This is a genomic window from Acidicapsa acidisoli, assembly GCF_025685625.1.
GTDB classification, from domain to species: domain Bacteria; phylum Acidobacteriota; class Terriglobia; order Terriglobales; family Acidobacteriaceae; genus Acidicapsa; species Acidicapsa acidisoli.
Map to the genome: position 1 here is coordinate 902036 of NZ_JAGSYI010000003.1, position 22794 is coordinate 924829.

Consider the following 22794-nt stretch of genomic DNA (forward strand, 5'->3'; position numbering starts at 1 on the left):
TGTAGGAATAATTTCACGGAACTTCGGATTTTGATAGCTAGTCCGACAGTTCTTCGAGTAGAGTCATTGAAATTGGTATCTCCCCAGGCGCTGTACGCAAGCCTTTTGCGGATCTGAAAATTGGACCTCTCCAATTTTCAGTCGTCATGACCTATCTTTCCGCAATCGCCAAGGAGCCCTAGCCATGCCTAAGCTGTCTCTTCCGCTCCTATTTGTCGCAGTCGTGGTCGTCCTTTCCGGATGCTCTTCTTCCAATCACCCTTCCAGTCCAATGCCCCCAACTCTCCCATCGGCGTCCGCGCCAACGTTCTTGCCTATGGCGGGTTCCTATAACTCGGCCCAGTCCGTACAAATCATGGACGCAACTTCGGGAGCAAAGATCTATTACACAACCGACGGAAGTACGCCGACGGCAAGTTCCACTCAGTACACTGCATCCATTCAAGTAAGCGCAACAGAGACGCTCAAAGCGATCGCCGTGGCTACGAACTATGACCCGTCGGCTGAAACGGACGCCGCCTACACAATCAACCATCCTGTGATGTACACGATCGCCGGGACTACCCAGTCCGGAGACTGCGGATCGCCAGCGGTGGGCCCCATGTTGGCAACCGCGTCGGAACTGGGCGTTCCGGGCGGGATCGCGGTAGATCCGGCGGGGGACGTTTACATTGCGGATTCCGGAGACAATTGCGTTCGTGAGATTTCGAAGGCTTCCGGAGTTCTCACGGCCATTGTGAACACTGCGAACGGTCTGACATTCCCAATGGGAATGTCTCTGGACAACTCAGGCAATCTCTACATTGCGGACTATTTCAACAACCTCATTCGAGAAGTCTCGGTTTCGAATGGCAGTCTCACCGTCGTGGCTGGCGGTGGCAGCGGTGACGATGGAGGTCCGGCAACCGGCGCACGGCTATCTTCTCCAGAAGATGTGGGAGTCGACGCTGCCGGCAACCTCTATATCGCTGACTCAGGGGATAACCTGGTTCGCAAGGTAACAGCAGCCACTGGAATCATCACAACAGTTGCCGGAACCGGAACAAGCGGCTACTCCGGCGACGGCGGAGCAGCCACAAATGCCGAACTGAATTACCCGGCGGGAGTTGCGTTGGATAGTGCCGGCGATATTTTTATTGCCGACTACAACAACAACGTCGTCCGCGAGGTTTCCGCGAAGACTGGATTGATCAGCACCGTGGCCGGAAATGGATTTGGAGCCGGAAGCGGCAAGAAGGGATCAGGGACAGGCGGCTACGCGGGCGACGGTGGAGCGGCCACCAGCGCCGAACTCTTCAACCCAGAGGGCGTTGCCGTTGATTCGGCGGGCAACCTCTACATCGCGGATCACGGAAACGGTGCGATCCGTGAAGTATCCACGGCAGGAATTATCACAACCATCGCAGGGAATGGCACGAACGGATACAACGGATCAGGAGGATCAGATGGAAAGAATGAACTTAGCGGTCCGGAGAAAATTACCTTTGACAAGACAGGCAATCTATATATCGCAGATGCCGGAAACAATCTGGTTCGAGAAGTCATCTTTTATCCTTCTCTTCCCGGAAATGCTACGCCAACGCCCGTCATAACCCAGCCGTCGGGCACATTTTCCACAGTCGAAGGGACTGGAATTACCGATTCAAATGCAGCAGCGCAGATCTATTACACAACGGATGGCTCGATACCTACATCGACATCCACCGTTTACTCAGGTGGTATCTTGATCGACTCAAGTGCGACCCTGCAAGCGATTGCGCTGGCTCCTGGTTATTCCCAGAGTCAGATAGCTTCGGCGGTTTACACGAGTACTGTACCTCCCAACGCGACCCCGACCTTTTCGCCACCTGGCGGAACCTATGCCTCGCCGCAGACGGTCACTATTTGTTGCGCAGATAATCGGTTCACCGTTCTTTTCTACACAATCGACGGCTCACCACCGTCATCTTCGACCACTTCCGCGCGCTATGACGACGCCATTATCGTGGGGGCCAATGAGACTTTGAGTGCCCAAGTGGGCTCCGCGAATGCCCCTCCCAGCGCGGTGGCCACGGCTTCCTACATCATCACAACGCCAGCCAGTCAGCTGATTTATACCGTCGCAGGCAATAGGGCGGAGGGCTATAGCGGAGACGGAGGCAATCCGCTCGCCGCAACTTTCAACAACCCGGGATCCGTCGCATTGGATGGAGCGGGCAATCTTTACGTCGCGGATAGCGGAAATAATGTGATCCGGGAGATTTCCGCCAGCACGGGCCTGATTACCACCATCGCAGGAAGCGGCCATTCAGGCTATACCGGAGACGGAGGGCCGGCGATCGATGCGACACTCTCTACGCCTTTGGACATTGCAATCGACAGCGCCGGCGACATTTACATTGCAGACTCCGGAAACAACGTCATTCGACGCATTTCCGCAAGCAACGGCATGATCTCTACAGTCGCGGGCACAGGTCACGCCGGTTTCTCTGGCGATGGCGCTGCCGCAACCTTGGCTGAACTCAATTCCCCGACAGGTATTGCGCTAGACAAGGTAGGAAACCTTTTTATCGCCGATAGCTCCAACTTGAGGGTCCGCGAAGTATCCGCGACGACAGGGGTGATTAAAACAGTGGCTGGAGGCGGGTCAGGAGGCGATGGCGGACTGGCGACCGCTGCCAGCCTCACCGCTGCCAGTCGAGTCGCATTCGACAGCACCGGAAATCTGTATATCGCGTGCGCCTTCACGATCGAGCAGGTCTCCGCAAAGACTGGCGTAATCAATGCAGTGGCGGGATTCAATCCACCCGAAAACGCTATGTACTTTTTCCCGGTTCTCGGCGACGGCGGTCCAGCCACGTCGGGCTTTCTAGCAACTCCGGTGGGAATGCTATTCGACTCCATGGACAATTTGTACATCGCCAACGCTGGAAACAACCGCATTCGAGAGGTTTTTGCAACGACGGGCATCATCACAACAATTGCGGGCTCGGACCTGGTCGGCGCAAGCGGAGACGGAGGACCGGCAACGAATGCGGCACTCAACGGCCCCACCGGCATCGTCATGGACAAGCACGGAAGTCTTTACATTGCCGACGTCGGGAATATGGTGGTCCGCGAAGTGGTGGGCTATGCCAAACCCTCAACAGCGCTCACAGCAACGCCTGAAATCACACCTGCGGGAGGGACTTTTGCCACCCCACCGATTGTTACCATCAGCGACAGCACACCAGGCTCGGCCATTTACTTCACGCTCGACGGGACTGCTCCTGGTACTTCTTCGCCAATGTACAGCGGTCCAGTGCAAGTGCCCTCAACAGCGTCGCTGCGAGCGATTGCGATAGCACCGGGCTACCTATGGAGTTCAGAAGCATCGGCCGCGTTCACCGTGACTTCCGCGCCGTCGGCCAGTTCGCCAATCACTGGCACGGTGTCCAACGGGTACAAGGGGGCTGATTCAATCGGACAAGCCCAGCAAAAACGAGAGTAGCGGCTGCCGAAAAAAAACGGATACATCCAATCAGGAGTGTATCCGTTTTACTACCGAAGCGAGACGACGAGCCTGACTAAGCAGCCTCTTCGCCACCTTCGGCAGCCTTCGACTCTTCAAGCTGCTTTTCGAGTTCAGCGCGCTTCTTGGCTTTGGCATCGGTCCGCTTCTGGCGCTTCTCGTCCAGCTGCTTTTCAGCACCGAGGAGTTCGATGAAGGCCTTTTCGGCGCCATCGCCCTTCTGGAAGCCGGTCTTGACGATGCGCAGATAGCCGCCGTTGCGGTCACCGTAGCGCGGAGCCACAGTCTCGAACAAGCGGGTCACGGAGTCATCGGTCATCAGGAACGCGAGTGCCTGACGGCGCGAATGCAGATCGCCCTTCTTGCCCAGCGTAATCATTTTTTCCACGAGAGGACGCACGGCCTTCGCCTTGGCCACAGTCGTCTCGACGCGGTCTTCGATAATGACGGACGTGACCAGGTTGCGCAGAAGCGCGCGGCGATGGCTGGTGTTGCGTCCGAGTTTAAATCCTGCATTGCGATGGCGCATGATGTTGCTCTCTTTCAATAAGTGTGAAGTGTGAGTGTGAAGTGTGGATGCCTTGCACACCCCACACTCCGCACTTCACACTCGTACTAAAAGTTTTCCGTCTCGGTCGGCAGAAGCATATCCACGGAGTCGAGCAGTTCGTCCTCGTCGTCGAAGCGGCTGAAGCCAGCGGCCAGGGCGGCAGAGGGGAGAATGCTGGTCGGTCCGGGGACGGCGTTGCCGTTCTCGTCGATCTTCATACCCAGGGAGAGCCCCATCTGAGCCAGGATCTCCTTGATTTCGTTCAGGCTCTTGCGACCGAAGTTCTTGGTCTTAAGCATCTCGGCTTCGGTCTTCTGCACCAGTTCGCCGATGGTCTGAATGTTGGCGTTCTTAAGGCAGTTGTAGCTGCGAACCGAAAGCTCCAACTCTTCAACGGAGCGATTCAGATTGTCATTACGCAGCGTTCCAAAGCCTGTGTCATGATGACCTTCCGCCTCGATTTCCTCCTCGAAGTTGATGAAGATGTTCATGTGGTCCTTGAGGAGCTTGGCAGCCAGACCGACTGCATCGGCTGGCAGAACAGCGCCGTTGGTCCACACTTCGAGGGTCAGCTTGTCGTAGTCGGTGATCTGTCCGAGCCGGGCCGCTTCGACGAGATAGTTCACGCGGCGGACCGGCGAGTGGACCGAATCCACAGGGATAAAACCAATGCCAAGATCGGCATCGAAATTCTTGTCGGCGGAGACATAACCGCGCCCACGCTTGAGGCGCATCTCCATGTCCAGACGGCCACCTTCGGAGACAGTCGCGATGTACACATCCTTGTCGAGAATCTCGACGTCGCCATCGGCCTCGATCATACCCGAAGTCACAACGCCGGGCTGGTCAGCGCGAAGATACAACGCCTTTGGGCCGTCGCCATTGAGCTTGAACGGAATCTGCTTCAGATTCAGGATGATATCGGTTGCATCTTCTACCACGCCGCCAATCGACTGAAATTCGTGCAGCACTTCCTCGATGCGGACGGCGGTGACTGCGGCTCCCTCGATCGAGCTGAGCAGGGTGCGGCGAAGGGCGTTGCCAATCGTCGTACCAAACCCGCGCTCAAAGGGCTGCGCGCTGAACTTGCCAAACTTTTCGGTTAACGTCTCAGCATCGACTGCCAAACGCTTCGGCTTTTGAAATCCTCGCCACAACATTGCTTATTTCCTTTTCCTGTGTGCCCTCTCCGGCGCGAAGCATTTTGCGCCGGTCACACTGGCTATCCTTCGTTTGGATTGACCGGACAGCGTGTTAGTCCGGGGTGGTTCAAGTACGAGTGTGAATGCGAAGTGTGGCGTGTGAAAAATACACTAACCACACTTCACGCTCCAGACTTACTTGGAGTAAAGTTCGACGATCAACTGCTCGTTGACCGGCAGCGAAACCTCGTCGCGCTTCGGAAGCGAGATCACCTTGCCTGTAAAGTTCGGGAAGTCGATCTGGAGCCACGAGGGCGAATGGTTCTGCGCCGCGTATGCGCTGGCAGCTTCCACGATTCCGAGTTTCTTGGCGTTCTCACGGATGGCGATGGTGTCACCCACGCTCACCTGATACGAAGGAATGTTCACCTTGCGGCCATTCACTTCGACGTGCCCGTGACGAACAACCTGGCGTGCCTGACGGCGGCTGATAGCAAATCCGAGACGGAATGCCACGTTGTCGAGACGGCGCTCCAACTGCTGGATGAGCAGGTCGCCCGTGACGCCAGTGGCGCGGTTCGCCTTCTCGTAATAAGCGCGGAACTGGGTCTCGAGGGTGAAGTAGATGCGCTTGGCCTTCTGCTTCTCACGCAGTTGCAGACCGTAACCCACGATCTTGGCCTTGCGGCTCTGGCCGTGCTGGCCAGGAGCGAAGTTGCGCTTTTCCAGCGGGCAACGGTCGCTCATGCATTTGGTGCCCTTCAAAAAGAGCTTTGTGCCTTCGCGACGGCAAAGGCGGCATACGGGGCCGGTGTAACGTGCCATGAATTCTCCTGACTTCGGATGTCGGCCGGTTTACGGTGTCGCAAGCGACAGCTTCTTCCCGGCCCTTAGTTTGCTAGCTCGTGACCCGTGTGGGCCGGCGAACCAATTCCCCGCGGCAGTTGGGGCAAATACCCTCAAGCTCCGCGAAACACTGCTCGCAAAACGTGCATTCGTAACTGCAAATGAACGCTTTGCCGTCCAGCGCGAGCAGCGTATTGCACCGCTCGCAGACCGGACGCATTTCGAGCGTCATTAGACGCGACGACGCTTGGGCGGACGGCAGCCGTTATGTGGAACCGGCGTAACGTCCCGAATCGAGCGAACGTCGATGCCGGCCGCAGCCAGCGCACGAATCGCCGACTCACGACCCGAACCCGGTCCGGAGACGCGCACGTCAACGGCACGAAGGCCGTGATCCCGCGCGGCGTTTGCCGCGTTCTGAGCTGCCTGCTGCGCCGCGAAGGGAGTTCCCTTACGCGAACCGCGGAAGCCAAGTGACCCGGAGCTCTTCCAGCTCAGCGTGTTGCCCATCGGATCGGTGATGGTCACAATGGTGTTGTTGAACGTAGCCTGAATGTAGACCAAGCCAAATGGAACATTCTTTCGCTCACGCTTTTTGAACTTCTTATTTTTGCCCGGCTTGGCCGCGGCGCTCTGCTGCTTTGCCATTAGGTCTTGGTCGCTTTCTTCTTGCCGGCAACGGTGCCCTTACGGGGTCCCTTGCGGGTGCGAGCGTTGGTGCGGGTGCGCTGGCCGTTGACGGGCAGCGAGCGCTTGTGGCGCGTTCCGCGATAGCTTTGGATGTCCATCAGGCGCTTGATGTGCATCGAGACGTCCTTGCGCAGGTCGCCTTCGATGTTTCCTTCATCTTCAATCACCTGACGAATGCGGTTGACCTCGTCTTCGCCCAGATCCTGGATCTTCTTGAAGGCGTCGACATTCGCCTTCTCCAGAATCCTGAGCGCACGCGGGTTACCGATCCCGAAAATGTACGTGAGCGCGATTCGTGCCTGCTTGTTGCGGGGCAGATCGACGCCAGCAATACGTGCCATGTGCTTCCTTCGTTGTTACTCAGGCTGTGTGCTTCCGGCTTCCATCCGGCCTGCACAGGTTACTACGGCGTTCCTCCGGGGTTCCTCGCAAGCCTTGACTTCGGCTAACTAGCCCCTGGGCCTGAATACATCTACCCGATGGAGGTTTCCGCAAATACCAGGGCGGAACTTATCCCTGACGCTGCTTATGCTTTGCGTTTTCGCAGATCACCCGCACCACACCGCGGCGATGAATGACCTTGCACTTATCGCAAATCTTCTTGACTGATGCACGAACCTTCATTTTGCTGCTTCCTCTCGGGCCTTATCAGCCCGGCCTTCCAACCTTACGGCTGAATGCTGTTAACAATCCTATTTATAGCGGTATACAATCCGCCCGCGATTCAGGTCATACGGACTTAATTCGACCGCGACCCGGTCTCCGGGGAGAATGCGAATGAAGTTCTTCCGCATGCGGCCGGAAACATGAGCCAGCACCTGATGCTCATTCTCCAGCTTGACCTTGAACATGGCGTTGGGCAGCGTCTCTACAACCACTGCCATTACCTCAATCGCGTCTTCCTTCGACAAACTCAGTTTCCGCTTCCGCCGGATTCGCCCTCAGTTCCCCTAAGGCCCAGCCTGTTGTACCGAACGGCATAATCGCAATCCGGTTAAAACCATAGATTCGTTACTCGGTCAGAATCATAGCGCCCGTCGCGGTGACTGCCACCGTGTGCTCAAAATGGGCGCTCATGCTGCCGTCTTCCGTAACTGCCGTCCATCCATCTTTCAAAACTTCCACACCCGGCTTGCCGGCATTCACCATCGGCTCAATCGCCAACACCATGCCCTCGCGTAACTTCATACCGCGCCCACGCTCGCCGTAGTTGGGAACCTGCGGGTCTTCGTGCATCCGCGTCCCGATTCCGTGGCCGACAAAATCGCGCACCACAGAAAAACCTTCCGCCTCGACCACCGCCTGAACCGCAGCTCCTATATCGCCCAGCGTAGCCCCAGGCTTGACCGTCTCGATCGCCGCCCGAAGCGATGCCTGAGTCGCGTCGAGCAATCGCTGCGTCTTGTGGTCGATCTTTTCGCCTACCGGCACGGTGATCGCCGCGTCGCCATAGAAGCCGTCGACAATCGCCCCGCAATCGATGGAAACGATGTCGCCTTCCTTCAGAATCCGGGCCTTTGACGGAATACCATGCACCACCTCACTGTTGACCGAGGTGCAGAGAACGCAGGGGAAACCGTGATAGCCCTTGAACGCCGCCTTCGCGCCCAAATCCTTGAGCATCGCCTCGGCGGCATTTTCAAGATCCTGCGTCGTGGCGCCCGGACGGACCTGATCGCGCACATGATCCAGCACCTGGCGGACGACTTTGCCGGCGCGCCTCATGTGTTCAACTTCCCGTGCTGACTTTAAAATGACCGCCACAGTACCACTTACCCTTCAAAATTCCGCTGCTCTTTCACACAAAAACCCGCCGAAACGATCCGAGATAGAAGCCAGAAATCGCTCTAACCTCGTAAACGCTCGACAGAAGACACAATGCCAGCAGCCACTTCGGCCACCGGCTGATCTCCATTGACCTCGGCAAACCTGCTCAGCGCGCGATAATGCTCAATAACGGGCGCGGTCAGGCTTTCGTAGGTTTTCATCCGCCCTGCAAAGCATTCTTCTGTATCGTCGCTTCGCTGTACCAGGGTCGCACCCTCTACGTCGCAAATACCCTCATGCCTGGGCGGTTGCAGGTAGACGTTATAGATCGTCTGGCAGACAGGACAATTCCTGCGCCCAGTGATACGGCGCAATAACTGAGTATAGTCCACCTGAATGTTCACTGCAACTACGGGTAGACAACAGCAGTTGCTTCCCGGTTGCCCCGCCTGCTCCTTCAGATAATTGTCGAGCCAATCCGCCTGCGGCAGTGTACGCGGAAAACCATCGAGAATGAATCCGCGCGAGGTGTCGGGCTCTAGCAGTCGCGCCGCGACCATATCGTTGACCAGCGAATCGGGCACCAGCTTGCCCTGCTTCATCAACTCATCGGCCAGCTTGCCAAGCTCGGTTCCGCGATCCCGATGCGCACGGAGCAGATCGCCCGTTGAAATCTGGGGAATGCCCCAGAGCTTCACAAGTTCTTTAGCCTGTGTTCCCTTACCCACCCCAGGCGCACCTAGCAGCAAAATCGGCCCTGGAACGACCTGCTTAGGCTGCTTGTCCGCTCCCGTAACCATTGACGCCGCCGTAGCCATTACCACGTCTTCCTTCCGCGAATGCGGCCGGAACGCGGCGAGAAGCCGTCATAATGACGCATAATCAGCTGCGACTCGATCTGGTTGGCTGTATCCATCGCCACACCCACAACGATCAGGAGCGAAGTTCCGCCGAAGTAGAAATTCAGGCCGAGACCGTTGGTAACCCATGTCGGCAGATGTTCGAAGAAACCGCCGACCAGCCAGAGATGGTTTAGGTGGAAGCCCGAGATCAGGAATGTCGGTACCAGAGAAATCAGAATCAGGTAAACCGCGCCGACCAGCGTGATGCGAGTCAGGATGTCATTGATGTAATCCGACGTGCGCCGCCCGGGACGGATGCCTGGAATGAACGATCCGCTCTTGCGCATATTGTCCGCGATGTCATCGGGACGGAAGACAATCGAGATATAGAAATAGGCGAAGAAGATGATCGCCGCAATGAACAGGACCAAGTACCAGGGCTCGCCTGTTTGAAGATTGGCCAGCACATTGGACAGGAACTTGTTCGACTGAACGAACCCGATCTGGCCGAAAAGCAATGGTGCCGAGAGAATCGAGGCTGCGAAGATCACCGGCATTACGCCGCCGGAGTTCACCTTCAGCGGCAGGTGCGAGCTGAGGCCGCCCATCTGACGCCGTCCAACGATTCGCCGCGCGGACTGCACCGGAATCCGCCGCTCCGAGCGCTCGACGTAGACGATAAAGGCCACCAGCGCCACCATTGCCGCCAGCAGAATCAGGACCGCCAGCACCGTGAAAGCGCCCCAGGCGTTGGTGCGAATCTTGTCCGCAATTCCGGCCATGCCGCGCGGCAATCCTACGACGATACCTGTAAAGATCAGCAGGCTCATGCCGTTGCCGATGCCGCGATCTGTAATCTGCTCACCCAGCCACATGATGAATGCCGTGCCGGTGGTCAGTGTCAGGACCGTCAACAGGATGAAGGACGGACCGGAAATAATGGTCATTCCCTGGCTGTTCAAGCCAAAGGCGATGGCAATCGACTGGAATGCGGCGAGAACCACAGTGAGATAGCGGGTCCACTGGGTAATCTTGCGGCGTCCCAGTTCACCTTCCTTCTGAAGCCGGGCTAGCGGCTCGTATACGACAGTCAGGAGCTGGAAGATAATCGACGCCGTAATGTACGGCATGATGCCCAGCGCAAAGATCGTGAACTTGCGCAGGTTACCGCCGGAAAACATGTCCAGGAGGCCAAGCGCCGAACCGCCCTGCGTATGGAAGAACTGGTCGAGCAGCTTGCTGTTGACCCCTGGCGTAGGCAGCCACGCGCCCAGACGATAGATGGCCAGCATACCCAGCGTGAAGAGGACGCGCTTGCGGAGATCCGGAATACGAAAGATATTGAGGAATTTTTCGAACATAGCTGGGAAATCCACTCCGCGGAAAACCTGATCTTCAGGATCCGCCTTCCAACGATTCGCCTACCCTAACACCCAGACGTTGGCTGTATCTATCATCCTACCCCCGGCAGCCCTCGCCTGTCCTCGCGAACGGCTTAGAAACTGCCGGAGATGGATTGAACTACGCCTTCGCGACAGCTTCCCCGCCGGCAACGAGCGCCTTACCGCCAGCCTTTTCGATCTTTTCCTGAGCAGACTTGGAGAACTTATGCGCGCTGATGGTGATCGCCGAGGTCAATTCCCCATTGCCGAGGATCTTGATCAGCTCTTTCTTGCTGCTGCAGAGACCGAGCTTCTTATAGTCGTCTAGGCCAATCTCGGAGACACCCTTTTCAGCAGCAACGGAAGCGATGCGGGTGAGGTTGATGACCGTGTACTCCACGCGGAAGATATTCGTGAAGCCGCGCTTGGGTAGACGACGGTGCAGCGGCATCTGGCCACCCTCAAAGCCGCGCATCAGGCTGGAGCCGGAGCGCGATCCCTGGCCCTTGTGGCCGCGGGTTGAGGTCTTGCCCATGCCGGAGCCCATACCGCGGCCGACACGCTTGCGCCCGATGTTTGCCTTCTTGGGGGCGCGCAGATTCGATAGATTCTTTGCCATGTTTTCCTCGCTCATGCGCCGACACTGGCGTGCTGCCGACTCGCGTTAGTGCGAGTGTGAAGTGTGAAATGTGAAGTGCGAAAACAGCTCACACTCCACATTTCACACTTCACACTCGAGGTAACTTAGTCCAGGATGCGGACCAGGTGCGGAACAGTCTTGACCATGCCGCGAACCGACTCATTGTCCACGCGCTCTACAACCTGATTGAGGCGCGTAAAGCCCAGGCCCACGATCACTCTCTTGTGCTTAACCGGGGTCGAGATAGCCGAACGATAGTACTGAATGCGAATTTTCTTGGCTTCGGTCATGATTAAAGCTCCTCAACCGTTTTGCCGCGCATCAGGGCGACTTCGGCCTTGTCGCGCAGTTGCGTCAGTGCGTCAAAGGTAGCCTTGATCACGTTGTGCGGATTGGCCGTACCCAGGCTCTTGGTCAGCACGTTCTGCACGCCCGCCGAAGTCATCACAGCGCGCACCGCGCCACCGGCAATGACGCCTGTTCCTTCCGGAGCCGGCTTCAACAGCACGTGACCGGAGCCATAGCGACCCAGCACCTGGTGCGGAATCGTGGTCTCCGTCAGGTTGATCTTGACCAGATTCTTCTTGGCCGATTCAATTCCCTTGCGAATCGCCTGAGGAACTTCCTTGGCCTTGCCGGAACCATAGCCGACGACTCCGGCAGTCGCGTCGCCCACCACCACCAGCGCGGCAAAGGACATGTTCTTACCGCCTTTGACCACCTTGGTTACGCGGTTGATCGCCACGACTTGATCGGTCAGCTTGAAGCTGTTGGCGTCGAGTTTCTTCGTAAATGCCATTATTCTTCCGTGTCCTTCCCGGGGGCCTTCCAGGCCCTTGATCCTTTTGCTTCGAAATCCAGACCTGCGACTTAGAAGTCCAAACCAGCTTCGCGCGCGGCATCGGCCAGCGCCTTGATGCGTCCGTGGTAGAGATAGCCGCCACGGTCAAACACGACCTTCTTCACACCCTTGGCAATAGCCTGCTCAGCCACCAGCTTGCCGATTTCCTTGGCCGCAGCAACATTGCCGCCGGTAGAAATCTTGGCTGCGAGCGTCGAGGCGGAAGCCAGAGTCTCGCCCTTCGTGTCGTCGATGACCTGCGCGTAGATATGGTTGAGCGAACGGTAAACGTTCAGGCGCGGTCGCTCGGGCGTGCCGGAGATCTTCTCGCGAATGCGGAAATGCACCCGGCTGCGAATCTGATTTCGTTCTGTCTTTGCAATCATTGTCGTTTCTTCCTATCAGCGAAACTGCTTCACAGTCTCGTTCGGTCGTAGTGGGACCAGTTCGGAATATTTATTCCCTAATCCCTGGTCCCTATTCCTGTTATTTACTGCCCGACTTGCCGGCCTTCTTCTTCAGCTTCTCGCCGGTGTAGCGAACACCCTTGTTCTTGTACGGATCGGGCTTGCGCAGTGACCGCATATCCGCGGCAACCTGGCCGACCTTCTGTCGGTCGATACCGGAGATGGTCAGGTGTGTCTGCTTCGGATCGATCGTCACTTCAATGCCTGTGGGCAGCGGAAACTCGATGGGGTGCGAATAGCCCAGGGTGAATACCACCATCCCCTTGCCCTTCATTTCCGCACGGTATCCGATACCGACGATGTCCAGATCCTTGGTCCAGCCTTGGGTCACACCGTGAACTGCGTTGTAGACCAATGCACGGGTAAGACCATGGAACGCGGCAGCCTTGTCGCTCTCGCGGTTCACATGGAGCACTCCGTCGGTCTTTTCCAGCGTGATGCCGGGGGCAATCAACGCAGAGACTTTACCCTTGGGTCCTTCAACGAGAACAGTGTTGCCGTCGACGGTGTACTTCACGCCTGCCGGCAACGGAATCGGTTTCTTGCCAATACGCGACATTTCTTAATCCTTAAGTGGCTTGCGAGTCCTTTGACAGCTTTCGCTCTCAAATTCCACTGCAGCCCAAGAGCATAGCTCTTGTAAATCTCAACAACGGCCAGCTAGGTCACGCGAAGCGACCGCCTGGACGGCCAGTCCTACCAGACTTCGCAGAGGATCTCGCCGCCTACGCCTTCGCGGCGCGCCTGACGACCGGTCATGACACCCTTCGGGGTGGTCATGATCGAGATACCCAATCCACCCTGTACTCGCTTAATCTCGTCGCGGCCGATATAAACGCGGCAGCCAGGACGAGAGATGCGGGCCAGATCGCGGATCGCAGCTTCAGAACCCGCACCGTACTTCAAATACACGCGCAGAATCGCTTTGCCGTCTTCTTCCTGGGTCTTGTAGTTCGAGATGTAGCCCTCTTCCTTGAGAATGCGGGCAATCTCGGCCTTCAACTTCGAAGCTGGCACATCCAGCTTCTGGTGGCGTGCACGGATTGCGTTCCGGATGCGCGCCAGAAAATCTGCAACAGGGTCGGTCAGACTCATTCCTTCTCCTTCATCCCCCGTTCGCTCCACTTATCCAGTAGAGAACCTGCGGGGATGTTCACTAGCTTCGTTGCTAGATGCTTCGTTTCAACTCGCTACTGCTTACCAGCTCGATTTGACAACGCCGGGGATTTCTCCCTTATGCGCCAGGCTACGGAAGCACAGACGGCAGATCCCAAACTTGCGAAGGAACGCACGCGGACGTCCGCAGAGCTGGCATCGATTGTGTTTGCGGGAGCTGAACTTCGGCTTGCGCGCGTCTTTCACTCGTTTTGCGGTGGTTGCCATATTTCCTCTTGATCCTCTCGCTTACGCGCCCTGGCGAAACGGCATCCCGAACTGGCGCAGCAAAGCGCGAGCCGAGTTGTCATCCGTGGCTGTAGTCACGATGGTGATATTCATGCCCTTCAGCTTCTCCACCTTGGAGTAATCGATCTCCGGAAAGATCAGCTGATCGCGCAGGCCAAGCGTGTAGTTGCCACGCCCGTCAAAACTCTTGGTGGACACGCCGCGAAAATCGCGAACCCGAGGCAAAGCCGTCGAGATCAGGCGGTCCAGAAACTCGTACATCGCATCGCTGCGCAGCGTCACCATGGCGCCGATTGACATACCGGCCCGCACCTTGAAGGCCGCAATCGACTTCTTCGCCTTCGTGGTCACCGGCTTCTGTCCGGTCACGGCAGCCAGATCCGCAACCAGCGGATCGAGCAGCTTGGTGTTCTGGGTGGCTTCGCCAAGACCCATGTTCACGACAATCTTTTCAATTCGCGGGACGGCCATGATGTTGTCCAGGCCCAGCTCCTTCTGGAGCGCCGTGCGAATCTCACCTTGGTACTTCTCTTTCAAACGTGCTGCCATTTGCTCTATGCTCTCTTTCTTCCGGTCTGCGGAGTGGGTCTTAAGGAACCCGTATACCGTTACGGAAGTGATTGACTGGCGACGCCTCTCAACGAGGCACCCCAATCGGGATCAAATACAGAAACTACTTTGCCTTCGTCGGCAGTGCATTGCCGCACTTCCGGCAGACCCGGGTCTTAGTGTCGCCTTCAACCTTGTAGCCGACCCGCGTCGCCTTGCCGCAGCTCGAGCAGACGATCGCTACATTCGAAACATGCAGCGGCGACTCCTGTTCCGCGATGCCGCCCTTGGTGTTCTTGCCCGACTTCGAGCTGACAGTCTTCTTGACCACGCGAACGTGCTCAACCAGAACGCGATCCTTGTCCGGGAATACCCGCAGAACACGCCCGCGTTTGCCGGCGTCCGATCCCGCGATTACCTCGACCGTGTCGTTGCGATGAATATTCAATCCAGCCATTTCTCTCTCACCTGCCGCCTGGACCCGGATCACTCCGCCATGCAGCCCAATCTCATTTGTAAACACGCCCGGAAGTTAGATAACTTCGGGAGCCAGCGATACAATCTTCAAAAACTTCTTCTCGCGCAACTCACGGGCAACCGGCCCGAAGACGCGCGTACCCACGGGCTCGCCGGCCTCGTTAATCAGCACCGCCGCATTCTCGTCGAAGCGGATGTAGGTACCATCGCGGCGACGATACTCCTTGCGCGTGCGCACGATCACAGCCTTGACAACCTTGCCCTTCTTCACCGTTCCATCCGGCGAAGACTCCTTCACGGCGGCCGTCACCACATCGCCCAGACCAGCCTTCTTGCCGGAAGAACCACCCAGGGGAAGGATTACCTGCAACTTGCGAGCGCCCGAATTATCGGCGACTGCAAGCATCGTTCTCATCTGTACTGCCATATGCCTACTCCTTCTCCCGGCGTCCGACCGCGTCAAGCGCGAATCGGGCCTGGCTCAATCTGCTGCAACTAGCTGGCCGACGGGGCCGCGTCTTCAATCTGCGCCAGCGATGAACGCCGGACAATCTCTTCCAGAGCCCAGCGCTTCAGCTTACTCAGCGGACGGCTCTCGCGAATCCGAACCACATCGCCGACACGCGCCGAATTCTGCTCGTCATGGGCATAGAACTTCTTGTTGCTCTTGACGATGCGCTTGTACTTCGGATGCGCCTTGCGCATCTCGACCTCAACGACAATCGTCTTCTGCATCTTGGTCGAAACAACGTTGCCGACCTTCTCGTTACGCCGTCCGGCGGCGCTCGAAGTTACCGCGCCTTCCGTTGCCGCAACCTGCGGAGTTTCCTTAGTGGCCGTCATAATTACTTGGCCTCCTTCTTGGTCTTCTTGGCCTTGACAGGCGCAGCCGAGACGGCGACCGGCGCAGCGCCGTGAATGCCGATTGCTCGCTCGCGGGCAACCGTCTTGATGCGGGCAATATCCTTACGCAGTTCGCGCAGCTTCTTAACGCCCTCGTTCTGCCCCAGCTTGGCCTGGAAGCGAATGCGGAAGAGCTGCTCGGAGGCCTTGACCTCTTCGATCTTCAGTTCGTCATCGCTCCAGTTACGAATCTTCGTCAATTCCATATCTTCTCTCCAGCAAGCCCGATGCCGGGCCGCCTCAATTCCAACTTCTTACTGCGCCGCTTCCGTTTCAGCTGGAGCATTCTTGATCACCGCGGGACGCTGCACGAAGCGCGTCTTGAGGGGCAGCTTGTTCGCCGCCAGGCGCATCGCTTCCATCGCGATTTCGGGAGTAACTCCCTCCATCTCGAAGAGGATCTTGCCCGGACGAACCACCGCCGCCCAGTGATCCAGAGCACCCTTTCCCGAGCCCATTCGAACTTCGGCCGGCTTCTTGGTCACCGGCTTATCGGGGAACAGGCGAAGCCAGACCTTGCCGCCGCGCTTGATGAAGCGCGTCATCGCGATACGGCTGGCTTCGATCTGGCGGTCGGTAATATAGCCGCACTCCATGACCTTCAGACCGTATTCGCCAAAGCTCAGCGTGGAGCCGCGCCATGCCTTGCCGCGCATTTTGCCCTTCTGCTGCTTGCGAAACTTAACCTTCTTTGGCATCAACATAGCGAAATCCTCAGTACTTGCTTAGCGAAACTCAATCAAAACGTGACTCGTGGCGACAACAATCTAAAGCTGAAACGCTCCCGCACCAACCGCAACCGGCTGACGCCGCTTCTGCTCGTAGATATCGCCGCGATAGATCCATGTCTTCACGCCGATCACGCCGTAGGTCGTGCGCGCCTCGGAGAAACCATAGTCGATGTCGGCGCGCAACGTGTGCAGCGGCAGACGTCCCTGGAGATACCACTCGGAGCGCGCGATTTCGTTGCCGTTCAGACGGCCCGACACGCGAACCTTGATCCCCTTGCAGCCGAAACGCAGCGCCGAATCCACGCTCTTGCGCATTGCGCGGCGGAAACCGACGCGCTTTTCGAGCTGCAGCGCGATGTTTTCCGAGACCAGTTGAGCGTCAAGCTCCGGCTTGTTCACTTCGAGGATATCGATGAAGACGTCCCGGCCGGTGCGCTTGGCCAGTTCAGTCTTCAGCTTCTCGATTTCCGTACCCTTGCGGCCAATCACAATGCCAGGGCGTGCGGTGCGGATGATGAACCGCAGCTTGTTGCCCGGACGCTCGATCTCGACCGAGCTCACGCCAGCAGCCTTCAGCTTGTCCTTCAGCTCTTCCTTGAGCTTAACGTCTTCAACCAGCAGCTTCGCGTAGTCGCGAACGCTGAACCAGCGTGAGCGCCAGGGCTTGTTGATTCCGAGCCGAAATCCATAGGGGTGGACTTTCTGTCCCATACTTTGCCTCTCAAATCCTTCTTTGCGAACCGGTGTTACAAACCACTACAAAACTTTGAGCTACGCTAGCCGTTTAGAAGTTACGCAGCCGACTTGGCCTTGACCGTTGACTTCCGCGCCGTCTTGGTGGACGTCTTGCCTGCCGACTTTTTGGCTGGCTTTGACGCTTTGGCTTCCGCCGCAACGACCTTCGTCACCAGACCCTCGGCTTCAGGCCGCTCTGCCACAGAAACGATGATGTGGGTGAGACGCCGCTGGTAGCGGAAAGCCCGGCCCATCGGGGCGGGACGGATGCGCTTCATGCGCGGTCCTTCATTGGCCACGGCCGTCTTCACAAACAGGTTGTCTACATCCAGATCCAGACCGCGTTCATCGGACAGGTATTTCGCATTGTCCAGTGCCGAGGTCAGCACCTTGTGAATCACCGGAGCGATCCGCTTCTTGGTAAAAGCCAGCGTCTCCAGCGCCTTCTGAACTCCCTGGCCCTTGACCAGATTCAGCACCAGCCGCGCCTTTTGCGGCGATACGCGCTGGAACCTTGCTTCGGCCCGAAATTCCTTTGTTTCGACTGCCATAATCTGCCTTCCTCGGGGACTAGCCGTCCTGGCGGCGTGCCCAAATCACTGCTTTAGCCGGCTCAAACAGAGCCTGCAATTACCGCGCCTTCGCGCCCGACTCTGCCGACTTCTGGGTGTGCCCCTTGAAGGTGCGGGTCGGAGAGAACTCGCCGAACTTGTGCCCGACCATGTTCTCCGTCACGTAGACTGGAATGAACTTTCTGCCGTTATGCACGGCAACGGTGTGGCCGATGAACTCGGGGAAGATCGTGGAGCGCCGCGACCAGGTCTTGACGACCTTCTTGTCGTTGGCGGCATTCAGCACTTCCACCTTCTTGATCAGATGCTCGTCCACAAAGGGACCCTTCTTCGTTGACCGTGCCATAAATCTCCCCTACCCTATTTTGCCCGGCGGCTGACGATGAATGCATCGGTCCGCTTGTTGTTACGCGTCTTGTAGCCACGTGTCGGCTGGCCCCATGGGGTCACCGGATGACGGCCGCCCGAGGTCTTGCCCTCGCCGCCGCCGTGCGGATGGTCGACCGGGTTCATCGAAACACCGCGGTTGGTAGGACGGATGCCCTTCCAGCGGTTACGTCCCGCCTTGCCGATGGCCACGTTCTCGTGATCGGTGTTGCCCACCTGGCCGATCGTCGCCATGCAATCCACGAGCACCTTGCGGGTCTCGCCGGAGGGCAGCTTGAGCAGCGCGTAATCGCCTTCCTTGGCGACCAATTGAGCCTGGGCTCCTGCCGAACGCGCCATCTGCGCGCCCTTGCCAGGGCGAAGCTCAATGTTGTGGACCGTGGTGCCGGAGGGAATGTTCTTGAGCGGCAACGCATTGCCGATCAGAATGTCCGCATCGGGACCGCTCATCACCTTCTGGCCGACCTTGAGGCCGACTGGCTGGATGATGTAACGCTTCTCGCCGTCCACGTAGTGAATCAGGGCGATGCGCGAAGAGCGGTTGGGGTCGTACTCGATCGTGGCTACCGTACCAGGGACGCCATACTTGTCCCGCTTGAAGTCGATCAGGCGTAGCTGCTTCTTATGTCCGCCGCCGTGATGACGCATGGTCAGATCGCCGGAATTGCGGCGTCCGCCACTGCGCTTGCGCGTAACTACCAGTGCCTTGTGCGGCTCGTTCGTGGTGATGTCATCATTCACCAGCGAAGTCTGGAAGCGAAGCGTCGGCGTAATCGGTCTGTATGTCTTGATTGCCATCGTCTGTTTCCCTTGGGCAACTGAGGCCGGCTCTCGCCTGACCCGTCTCCCACGTTTCTCCGGGGTTCAAATTTCGCCCCGATAATTCCTGCGACTTACCCGTCAGCACTACTTTTCCGTAATTCAACGGAACTAGTAGTTGGCCACGTACTCCGGCAGCTTTTCTCCGGACTTCAGGCGAACATACGCCTTCTTCCAGTCCGGTTTATAGCCGGAAAACTTGCCCCTGCGACGTTCTTTGCCGAGCACGTTGGCGGTGCGGACATTCTCCACCTTCACCTTGAACAGTGCTTCGACAGCCTGCTTGACTTCCGTCTTGGTCGCCTCGGGAGCCACGTCGAATACCAAAGTGCTCTCGGTTTCCTTGACCTGCAGGCCCTTTTCCGTGATCAGAGGGCGGCGAATAATCTCATAGAGTGTCGGCATTATGCGACCTCCTTCTGTGCGGCGGCTTGCGCTGCCAGCTTTCGCTTCGAGACTGTCTTCTTCAGCGATTCGCCGAGAAGCTCGATAGCAGCCTTCGAGAAGATCGCCCGCTCATAGCGCAACAGGTCGTAAGGATGAACCTCGTTATTGAGCATCAGCTCAACGCGATCAAGATTACGAACTCCGAGGAACAGTGCCTCCGAAAGCGTCTTGCCGCTCTCGACGATCAGCGTAGTCCGGTTCGCTCCGAGCTTATCCAGAGCGGCGCGATACAGCTTCGTCTTGGCTTCCTTGATCTCCAGGGAATCCACGATGGTCAGCTTGCCGTCGGCCAGCTTCGAAGCCAGAGCGGAACGCAATGCGCCCAGCAACTTCTTGCGCGGGAAAGCGTAATCGTAGCTGCGCGGCTGCGGTCCATGCACCGTGCCGCCATGACGCCACAGGGGAGAACGCACCGAACCGATACGTGCGCGGCCAGTCCCCTTCTGCTTCCAGAGCTTCTTGCCGGAGCCGGCCACGAGCTTGCGATTCTTGGTGGCGTGGGTGCCCTGGCGCATAGCGGCGCGATAGTGCTTTACCGCTTCCCACAGGAGAGCTTCGTTCACTTCTGAGGCTGCGAACACTTCGTCCGCCAGCTCCACAGTGCCGACCTTGTCCCCGTTCAGATTGACTACATCCACGTTTGCCATCTTCTTCTTCTTTCGGGCTCCTCGCCCTTTCAACTTGGTAATGCCGTACGGCCAGGACTACTTCTTCTTGCCGGCTGACGCCTTCTTGGAGGCCTTCAACGGATCGACCGTGCCGGCGCCTGCAAATCCACGGCGCTCACGCGGCGGAGCCTTGGCCTTCGAAATCAGCACGTAGCCATCACGCGGCCCCGGTACTGCTCCCTCGACCATGATCAGGTTCTCTTCAAGGTCGATGCCGCGAATGCGCAGATTGCGCACCGTGACCTGATCGACACCGAAGTGACCCGGCATCCGCTGCCCCGGAAATACACGGGACGGGAAGCTGGAAGCACCGATCGAACCCTGTACCTGGAACATGTGTCCATGCGACTTGGGGCCGCCGCCAAAACCATGACGACGAACGACACCGGCAAAGCCACGTCCCTTGGAGGTGCCAATCACATCCACAAACTTCTCGTCCGCGAAGATGTCTACGAGAACCCGGTCGCCTGCCTTGGCCGCACTCTCACCCTCAACCAGATTGTCGAGACCGACTTCGCGAATCTCCTTCACCGGAGGAGCATCGTGCTTGGCAAAGTGACCGGCCAGCGGCTTAGTGATGCGCGAAGCCTTGACGAACTCGACCAAGCCGATCTGTGCCGCCTCGTACCCGTCCTTTGCAGCCGTCTTCAACTGCGTGATCACGCATGGACCAGCCTGCAGGACGGTAATCGGGTGCACATCACCCTTCTCGTCGAAGACCTGCGTCATGCCGATTTTTTTACCTAGAATTCCAGTAACTGACATATTTTCCTTTCCTCATCATGCGAGGCTAATCTCAGAACCACGCACTGCCGGAGTTAGCGGCTTACTTTTCGAAAGCCTTGATTTCCACATCCACGCCGGCGGGCAGATCGAGCTTCATCAGCGCATCTACCGTTTGCTGGGTGGGTTCCAGAATGTCGATCAGGCGCTTGTGCGTCCGGATCTCAAATGCCTCGCGGGATTTCTTGTCCACGTGCGGCGAGCGCAGCACGCAATACTTGTTCTTGACCGTCGGCAGCGGGATCGGCCCGGCCACCTGTGCTCCGGTACGCTTGGCAGTCTCGACGATCTCGCCCGTCGAGGTGTCCAGTACCCGGTAGTCGTATGCCTTAAGCCGAATTCGAATTCTCTGTCCTACCATGCCCATCCATCTTTCCCGTACGGGGAGGGTTCTTGCAAACCCTCCCCGTACTAGCCCAACTCAATCGAACTACTAAGCGATAATCTCCGAGATGGCCCCGGCGCCGACTGTCCTGCCGCCTTCGCGGATGGCGAAACGCAGGCCCTTTTCCATCGCAACCGGCGTGTGCAGCTCGATCTCCAGCTGGATATTGTCGCCCGGCATCACCATCTCCGTACCGGCAGGAAGCTTCGCCGTGCCCGTCACGTCCGTGGTGCGGAAGTAGAACTGGGGACGGTAGCCGTTGAAGAACGGCGTATGACGGCCGCCTTCTTCCTTGCTCAGTACGTAAACCTCGCCCTTGAACTTGGTGTGCGGCGTAATCGAGCCGGTCTTGGCCAGAACCATGCCGCGCTCCACGTCGTCCTTGGCGATGCCGCGCAGCAGCAGGCCGGCGTTATCGCCCGCCAGACCTTCGTCCAGCTGCTTCTTGAACATTTCCACGCCGGTCACAACCGTCTTGCGCGTGTCGCGGAAGCCGACGATTTCAACTTCCTCGCCTACCTTCACCTTGCCGCGCTCGATGCGGCCCGTAACAACCGTGCCGCGTCCGGAGATCGAGAAGATATCTTCGATCGGCATCAGGAAGGGTAGGTCGACCATGCGGTCCGGCTGCGGAACGTACTTGTCGACCGCATCCATCAGCTCGTCAATCTTGGCTTCCCACTGCGCTTCGCCGTTCAAAGCTCCAAGTGCCGAGCCGCGGATGACCGGAACGTCGTCGCCCGGGAACTGATACTTGGAGAGCAGCTCGCGCACTTCCATTTCCACTAGCTCCACCAGCTCTTCGTCCTCGACCGCGTCGCACTTGTTCAGAAACACCACCAGTGAAGGTACGCCGACCTGGCGGGCCAGAAGCACGTGCTCCTTGGTCTGGGGCATCGGGCCGTCGGTGGCCGCAACCACCAGAATGCCGCCATCCATCTGCGCCGCGCCGGTGATCATGTTCTTGATGTAGTCGGCGTGGCCCGGGCAGTCGACGTGCGCGTAGTGACGGTTGGCCGTCTCATACTCCACGTGCGCTGTCGCGATCGTGATGCCCCGCTCCCGCTCTTCCGGCGCGTTGTCAATCGTGTCGAACGAACGGAACTGGATCTTCGGATTGTGCTTCGACAATACCTTCGTGATCGCCGCCGTCAACGTCGTCTTTCCGTGATCGATATGCCCGATCGTTCCCACGTTCACGTGCGGCTTAGACCGGTCAAATTTTTCCTTCGCCATAACTTCCCCGAATCCCTTTCGTAGCTTGTGTTGCCTGTTTC

The 22794-nt window shown here is 57.8% G+C and carries 34 protein-coding genes; 1 reads left to right on the forward strand and 33 read right to left on the reverse strand.

What is annotated here, in order from left to right:
• The first annotated feature begins 184 nt into the window (after positions 1 to 184).
• Positions 185 to 3469, forward strand: coding sequence for a chitobiase/beta-hexosaminidase C-terminal domain-containing protein (locus tag OHL23_RS21580; protein WP_263354035.1), 3285 nt, complete (start codon positions 185 to 187; stop codon positions 3467 to 3469).
• Between the two features lie 76 nt (positions 3470 to 3545).
• Here the strand turns inward: OHL23_RS21580 and rplQ are convergent, their stop codons facing one another.
• From rplQ to tuf, 33 genes are all read right to left on the reverse strand, one after another.
• Positions 3546 to 4019, reverse strand: a complete 474-nt coding sequence (rplQ, locus tag OHL23_RS21585; protein WP_317891714.1) for a 50S ribosomal protein L17 — start codon at positions 4017 to 4019, stop codon at positions 3546 to 3548.
• A gap of 86 nt (positions 4020 to 4105) precedes the next feature.
• Complete coding sequence (locus OHL23_RS21590; RefSeq protein WP_263354036.1) at positions 4106 to 5200, reverse strand: DNA-directed RNA polymerase subunit alpha; 1095 nt, start codon at positions 5198 to 5200, stop codon at positions 4106 to 4108.
• Between the two features lie 177 nt (positions 5201 to 5377).
• Positions 5378 to 6007: a 30S ribosomal protein S4 gene (rpsD, locus tag OHL23_RS21595; RefSeq protein WP_263354037.1), complete on the reverse strand. Its 630-nt coding sequence runs from the start codon at positions 6005 to 6007 to the stop codon at positions 5378 to 5380.
• A 73-nt stretch (positions 6008 to 6080) separates the two neighbouring features.
• A complete protein-coding gene (locus OHL23_RS28975) occupies positions 6081 to 6260 on the reverse strand; it encodes a DUF1272 domain-containing protein (protein WP_396127393.1) in 180 nt (59 codons plus the stop codon).
• Complete coding sequence (rpsK, locus tag OHL23_RS21600; protein ID WP_263354038.1) at positions 6260 to 6676, reverse strand: 30S ribosomal protein S11; 417 nt, start codon at positions 6674 to 6676, stop codon at positions 6260 to 6262. Before rpsK ends, OHL23_RS28975 begins: the two co-directional genes overlap by 1 nt.
• Positions 6676 to 7059: a 30S ribosomal protein S13 gene (gene rpsM, locus OHL23_RS21605; RefSeq protein WP_263354039.1), complete on the reverse strand. Its 384-nt coding sequence runs from the start codon at positions 7057 to 7059 to the stop codon at positions 6676 to 6678. The genes rpsK and rpsM overlap by 1 nt, the downstream gene beginning before the upstream one ends.
• 169 nt (positions 7060 to 7228) lie before the next feature.
• Entirely contained in the window at positions 7229 to 7342 is a 114-nt protein-coding gene (gene rpmJ, locus OHL23_RS21610; RefSeq protein WP_013581269.1) for a 50S ribosomal protein L36, read from the reverse strand.
• Between the two features lie 68 nt (positions 7343 to 7410).
• Complete coding sequence (gene infA, locus OHL23_RS21615) at positions 7411 to 7629, reverse strand: translation initiation factor IF-1 (protein WP_263354040.1); 219 nt, start codon at positions 7627 to 7629, stop codon at positions 7411 to 7413.
• A 100-nt stretch (positions 7630 to 7729) separates the two neighbouring features.
• Positions 7730 to 8482 carry a type I methionyl aminopeptidase gene (gene map, locus OHL23_RS21620; RefSeq protein WP_263354041.1) on the reverse strand — a complete coding sequence of 251 codons (753 nt, stop codon included), beginning with the start codon at positions 8480 to 8482 and terminating at the stop codon, positions 7730 to 7732.
• Between the two features lie 83 nt (positions 8483 to 8565).
• Complete coding sequence (locus OHL23_RS21625) at positions 8566 to 9303, reverse strand: adenylate kinase (RefSeq protein WP_263354042.1); 738 nt, start codon at positions 9301 to 9303, stop codon at positions 8566 to 8568.
• Complete coding sequence (secY, locus tag OHL23_RS21630) at positions 9303 to 10688, reverse strand: preprotein translocase subunit SecY (RefSeq protein WP_263354043.1); 1386 nt, start codon at positions 10686 to 10688, stop codon at positions 9303 to 9305. Before secY ends, OHL23_RS21625 begins: the two co-directional genes overlap by 1 nt.
• Positions 10689 to 10848: 160 nt before the next feature.
• Positions 10849 to 11328, reverse strand: a complete 480-nt coding sequence (gene rplO / locus OHL23_RS21635; protein WP_263354044.1) for a 50S ribosomal protein L15 — start codon at positions 11326 to 11328, stop codon at positions 10849 to 10851.
• Between the two features lie 125 nt (positions 11329 to 11453).
• Positions 11454 to 11639, reverse strand: a complete 186-nt coding sequence (gene rpmD / locus OHL23_RS21640; protein WP_263354045.1) for a 50S ribosomal protein L30 — start codon at positions 11637 to 11639, stop codon at positions 11454 to 11456.
• A 2-nt stretch (positions 11640 to 11641) separates the two neighbouring features.
• On the reverse strand, positions 11642 to 12148 hold the full coding sequence (rpsE, locus tag OHL23_RS21645) for a 30S ribosomal protein S5 (RefSeq protein WP_263354046.1): 507 nt from the start codon (positions 12146 to 12148) through the stop codon (positions 11642 to 11644).
• Positions 12149 to 12219: 71 nt separating this feature from the next.
• Entirely contained in the window at positions 12220 to 12576 is a 357-nt protein-coding gene (gene rplR, locus OHL23_RS21650; protein WP_263354047.1) for a 50S ribosomal protein L18, read from the reverse strand.
• A 100-nt stretch (positions 12577 to 12676) separates the two neighbouring features.
• Positions 12677 to 13216: a 50S ribosomal protein L6 gene (rplF, locus tag OHL23_RS21655; RefSeq protein WP_263354048.1), complete on the reverse strand. Its 540-nt coding sequence runs from the start codon at positions 13214 to 13216 to the stop codon at positions 12677 to 12679.
• A gap of 137 nt (positions 13217 to 13353) precedes the next feature.
• Positions 13354 to 13752: a 30S ribosomal protein S8 gene (rpsH, locus tag OHL23_RS21660; RefSeq protein WP_263354049.1), complete on the reverse strand. Its 399-nt coding sequence runs from the start codon at positions 13750 to 13752 to the stop codon at positions 13354 to 13356.
• A 102-nt stretch (positions 13753 to 13854) separates the two neighbouring features.
• Positions 13855 to 14040 (reverse strand): type Z 30S ribosomal protein S14, encoded by a 186-nt coding sequence (locus OHL23_RS21665; RefSeq protein WP_263354050.1) that lies wholly within the window; start codon positions 14038 to 14040, stop codon positions 13855 to 13857.
• 21 nt (positions 14041 to 14061) lie between these two features.
• Positions 14062 to 14610 carry a 50S ribosomal protein L5 gene (gene rplE, locus OHL23_RS21670; protein ID WP_263354051.1) on the reverse strand — a complete coding sequence of 183 codons (549 nt, stop codon included), beginning with the start codon at positions 14608 to 14610 and terminating at the stop codon, positions 14062 to 14064.
• A 124-nt stretch (positions 14611 to 14734) separates the two neighbouring features.
• A complete protein-coding gene (rplX, locus tag OHL23_RS21675) occupies positions 14735 to 15067 on the reverse strand; it encodes a 50S ribosomal protein L24 (protein WP_263354052.1) in 333 nt (110 codons plus the stop codon).
• A 75-nt stretch (positions 15068 to 15142) separates the two neighbouring features.
• Positions 15143 to 15514 (reverse strand): 50S ribosomal protein L14, encoded by a 372-nt coding sequence (rplN, locus tag OHL23_RS21680; RefSeq protein ID WP_263354053.1) that lies wholly within the window; start codon positions 15512 to 15514, stop codon positions 15143 to 15145.
• 68 nt (positions 15515 to 15582) lie between these two features.
• Positions 15583 to 15930: a 30S ribosomal protein S17 gene (gene rpsQ, locus OHL23_RS21685; RefSeq protein WP_263354054.1), complete on the reverse strand. Its 348-nt coding sequence runs from the start codon at positions 15928 to 15930 to the stop codon at positions 15583 to 15585.
• A 2-nt stretch (positions 15931 to 15932) separates the two neighbouring features.
• The gene (rpmC, locus tag OHL23_RS21690) at positions 15933 to 16196 is read right to left on the reverse strand and encodes a 50S ribosomal protein L29 (RefSeq protein ID WP_263354055.1); all 264 of its coding nucleotides are present in this window, start codon (positions 16194 to 16196) and stop codon (positions 15933 to 15935) included.
• 48 nt (positions 16197 to 16244) lie between these two features.
• Entirely contained in the window at positions 16245 to 16694 is a 450-nt protein-coding gene (gene rplP, locus OHL23_RS21695) for a 50S ribosomal protein L16 (protein ID WP_263354056.1), read from the reverse strand.
• Between the two features lie 63 nt (positions 16695 to 16757).
• A complete protein-coding gene (rpsC, locus tag OHL23_RS21700; protein ID WP_263354057.1) occupies positions 16758 to 17432 on the reverse strand; it encodes a 30S ribosomal protein S3 in 675 nt (224 codons plus the stop codon).
• A gap of 80 nt (positions 17433 to 17512) precedes the next feature.
• Positions 17513 to 18007: a 50S ribosomal protein L22 gene (gene rplV, locus OHL23_RS21705; protein WP_263354058.1), complete on the reverse strand. Its 495-nt coding sequence runs from the start codon at positions 18005 to 18007 to the stop codon at positions 17513 to 17515.
• Positions 18008 to 18086: 79 nt separating this feature from the next.
• Positions 18087 to 18374, reverse strand: coding sequence for a 30S ribosomal protein S19 (gene rpsS, locus OHL23_RS21710; RefSeq protein WP_263354059.1), 288 nt, complete (start codon positions 18372 to 18374; stop codon positions 18087 to 18089).
• A gap of 14 nt (positions 18375 to 18388) precedes the next feature.
• On the reverse strand, positions 18389 to 19213 hold the full coding sequence (gene rplB, locus OHL23_RS21715; RefSeq protein ID WP_263354060.1) for a 50S ribosomal protein L2: 825 nt from the start codon (positions 19211 to 19213) through the stop codon (positions 18389 to 18391).
• Positions 19214 to 19345: 132 nt separating this feature from the next.
• Positions 19346 to 19639 (reverse strand): 50S ribosomal protein L23, encoded by a 294-nt coding sequence (locus OHL23_RS21720; protein ID WP_263354061.1) that lies wholly within the window; start codon positions 19637 to 19639, stop codon positions 19346 to 19348.
• Positions 19639 to 20328 (reverse strand): 50S ribosomal protein L4, encoded by a 690-nt coding sequence (gene rplD, locus OHL23_RS21725; protein ID WP_263354062.1) that lies wholly within the window; start codon positions 20326 to 20328, stop codon positions 19639 to 19641. Before rplD ends, OHL23_RS21720 begins: the two co-directional genes overlap by 1 nt.
• A gap of 57 nt (positions 20329 to 20385) precedes the next feature.
• Positions 20386 to 21114: a 50S ribosomal protein L3 gene (rplC, locus tag OHL23_RS21730; protein WP_263354063.1), complete on the reverse strand. Its 729-nt coding sequence runs from the start codon at positions 21112 to 21114 to the stop codon at positions 20386 to 20388.
• A gap of 61 nt (positions 21115 to 21175) precedes the next feature.
• Positions 21176 to 21493, reverse strand: coding sequence for a 30S ribosomal protein S10 (gene rpsJ / locus OHL23_RS21735; protein WP_263354137.1), 318 nt, complete (start codon positions 21491 to 21493; stop codon positions 21176 to 21178).
• A 72-nt stretch (positions 21494 to 21565) separates the two neighbouring features.
• Positions 21566 to 22753, reverse strand: coding sequence for an elongation factor Tu (gene tuf / locus OHL23_RS21740; RefSeq protein WP_263354064.1), 1188 nt, complete (start codon positions 22751 to 22753; stop codon positions 21566 to 21568).
• Positions 22754 to 22794 lie beyond the last annotated feature (41 nt).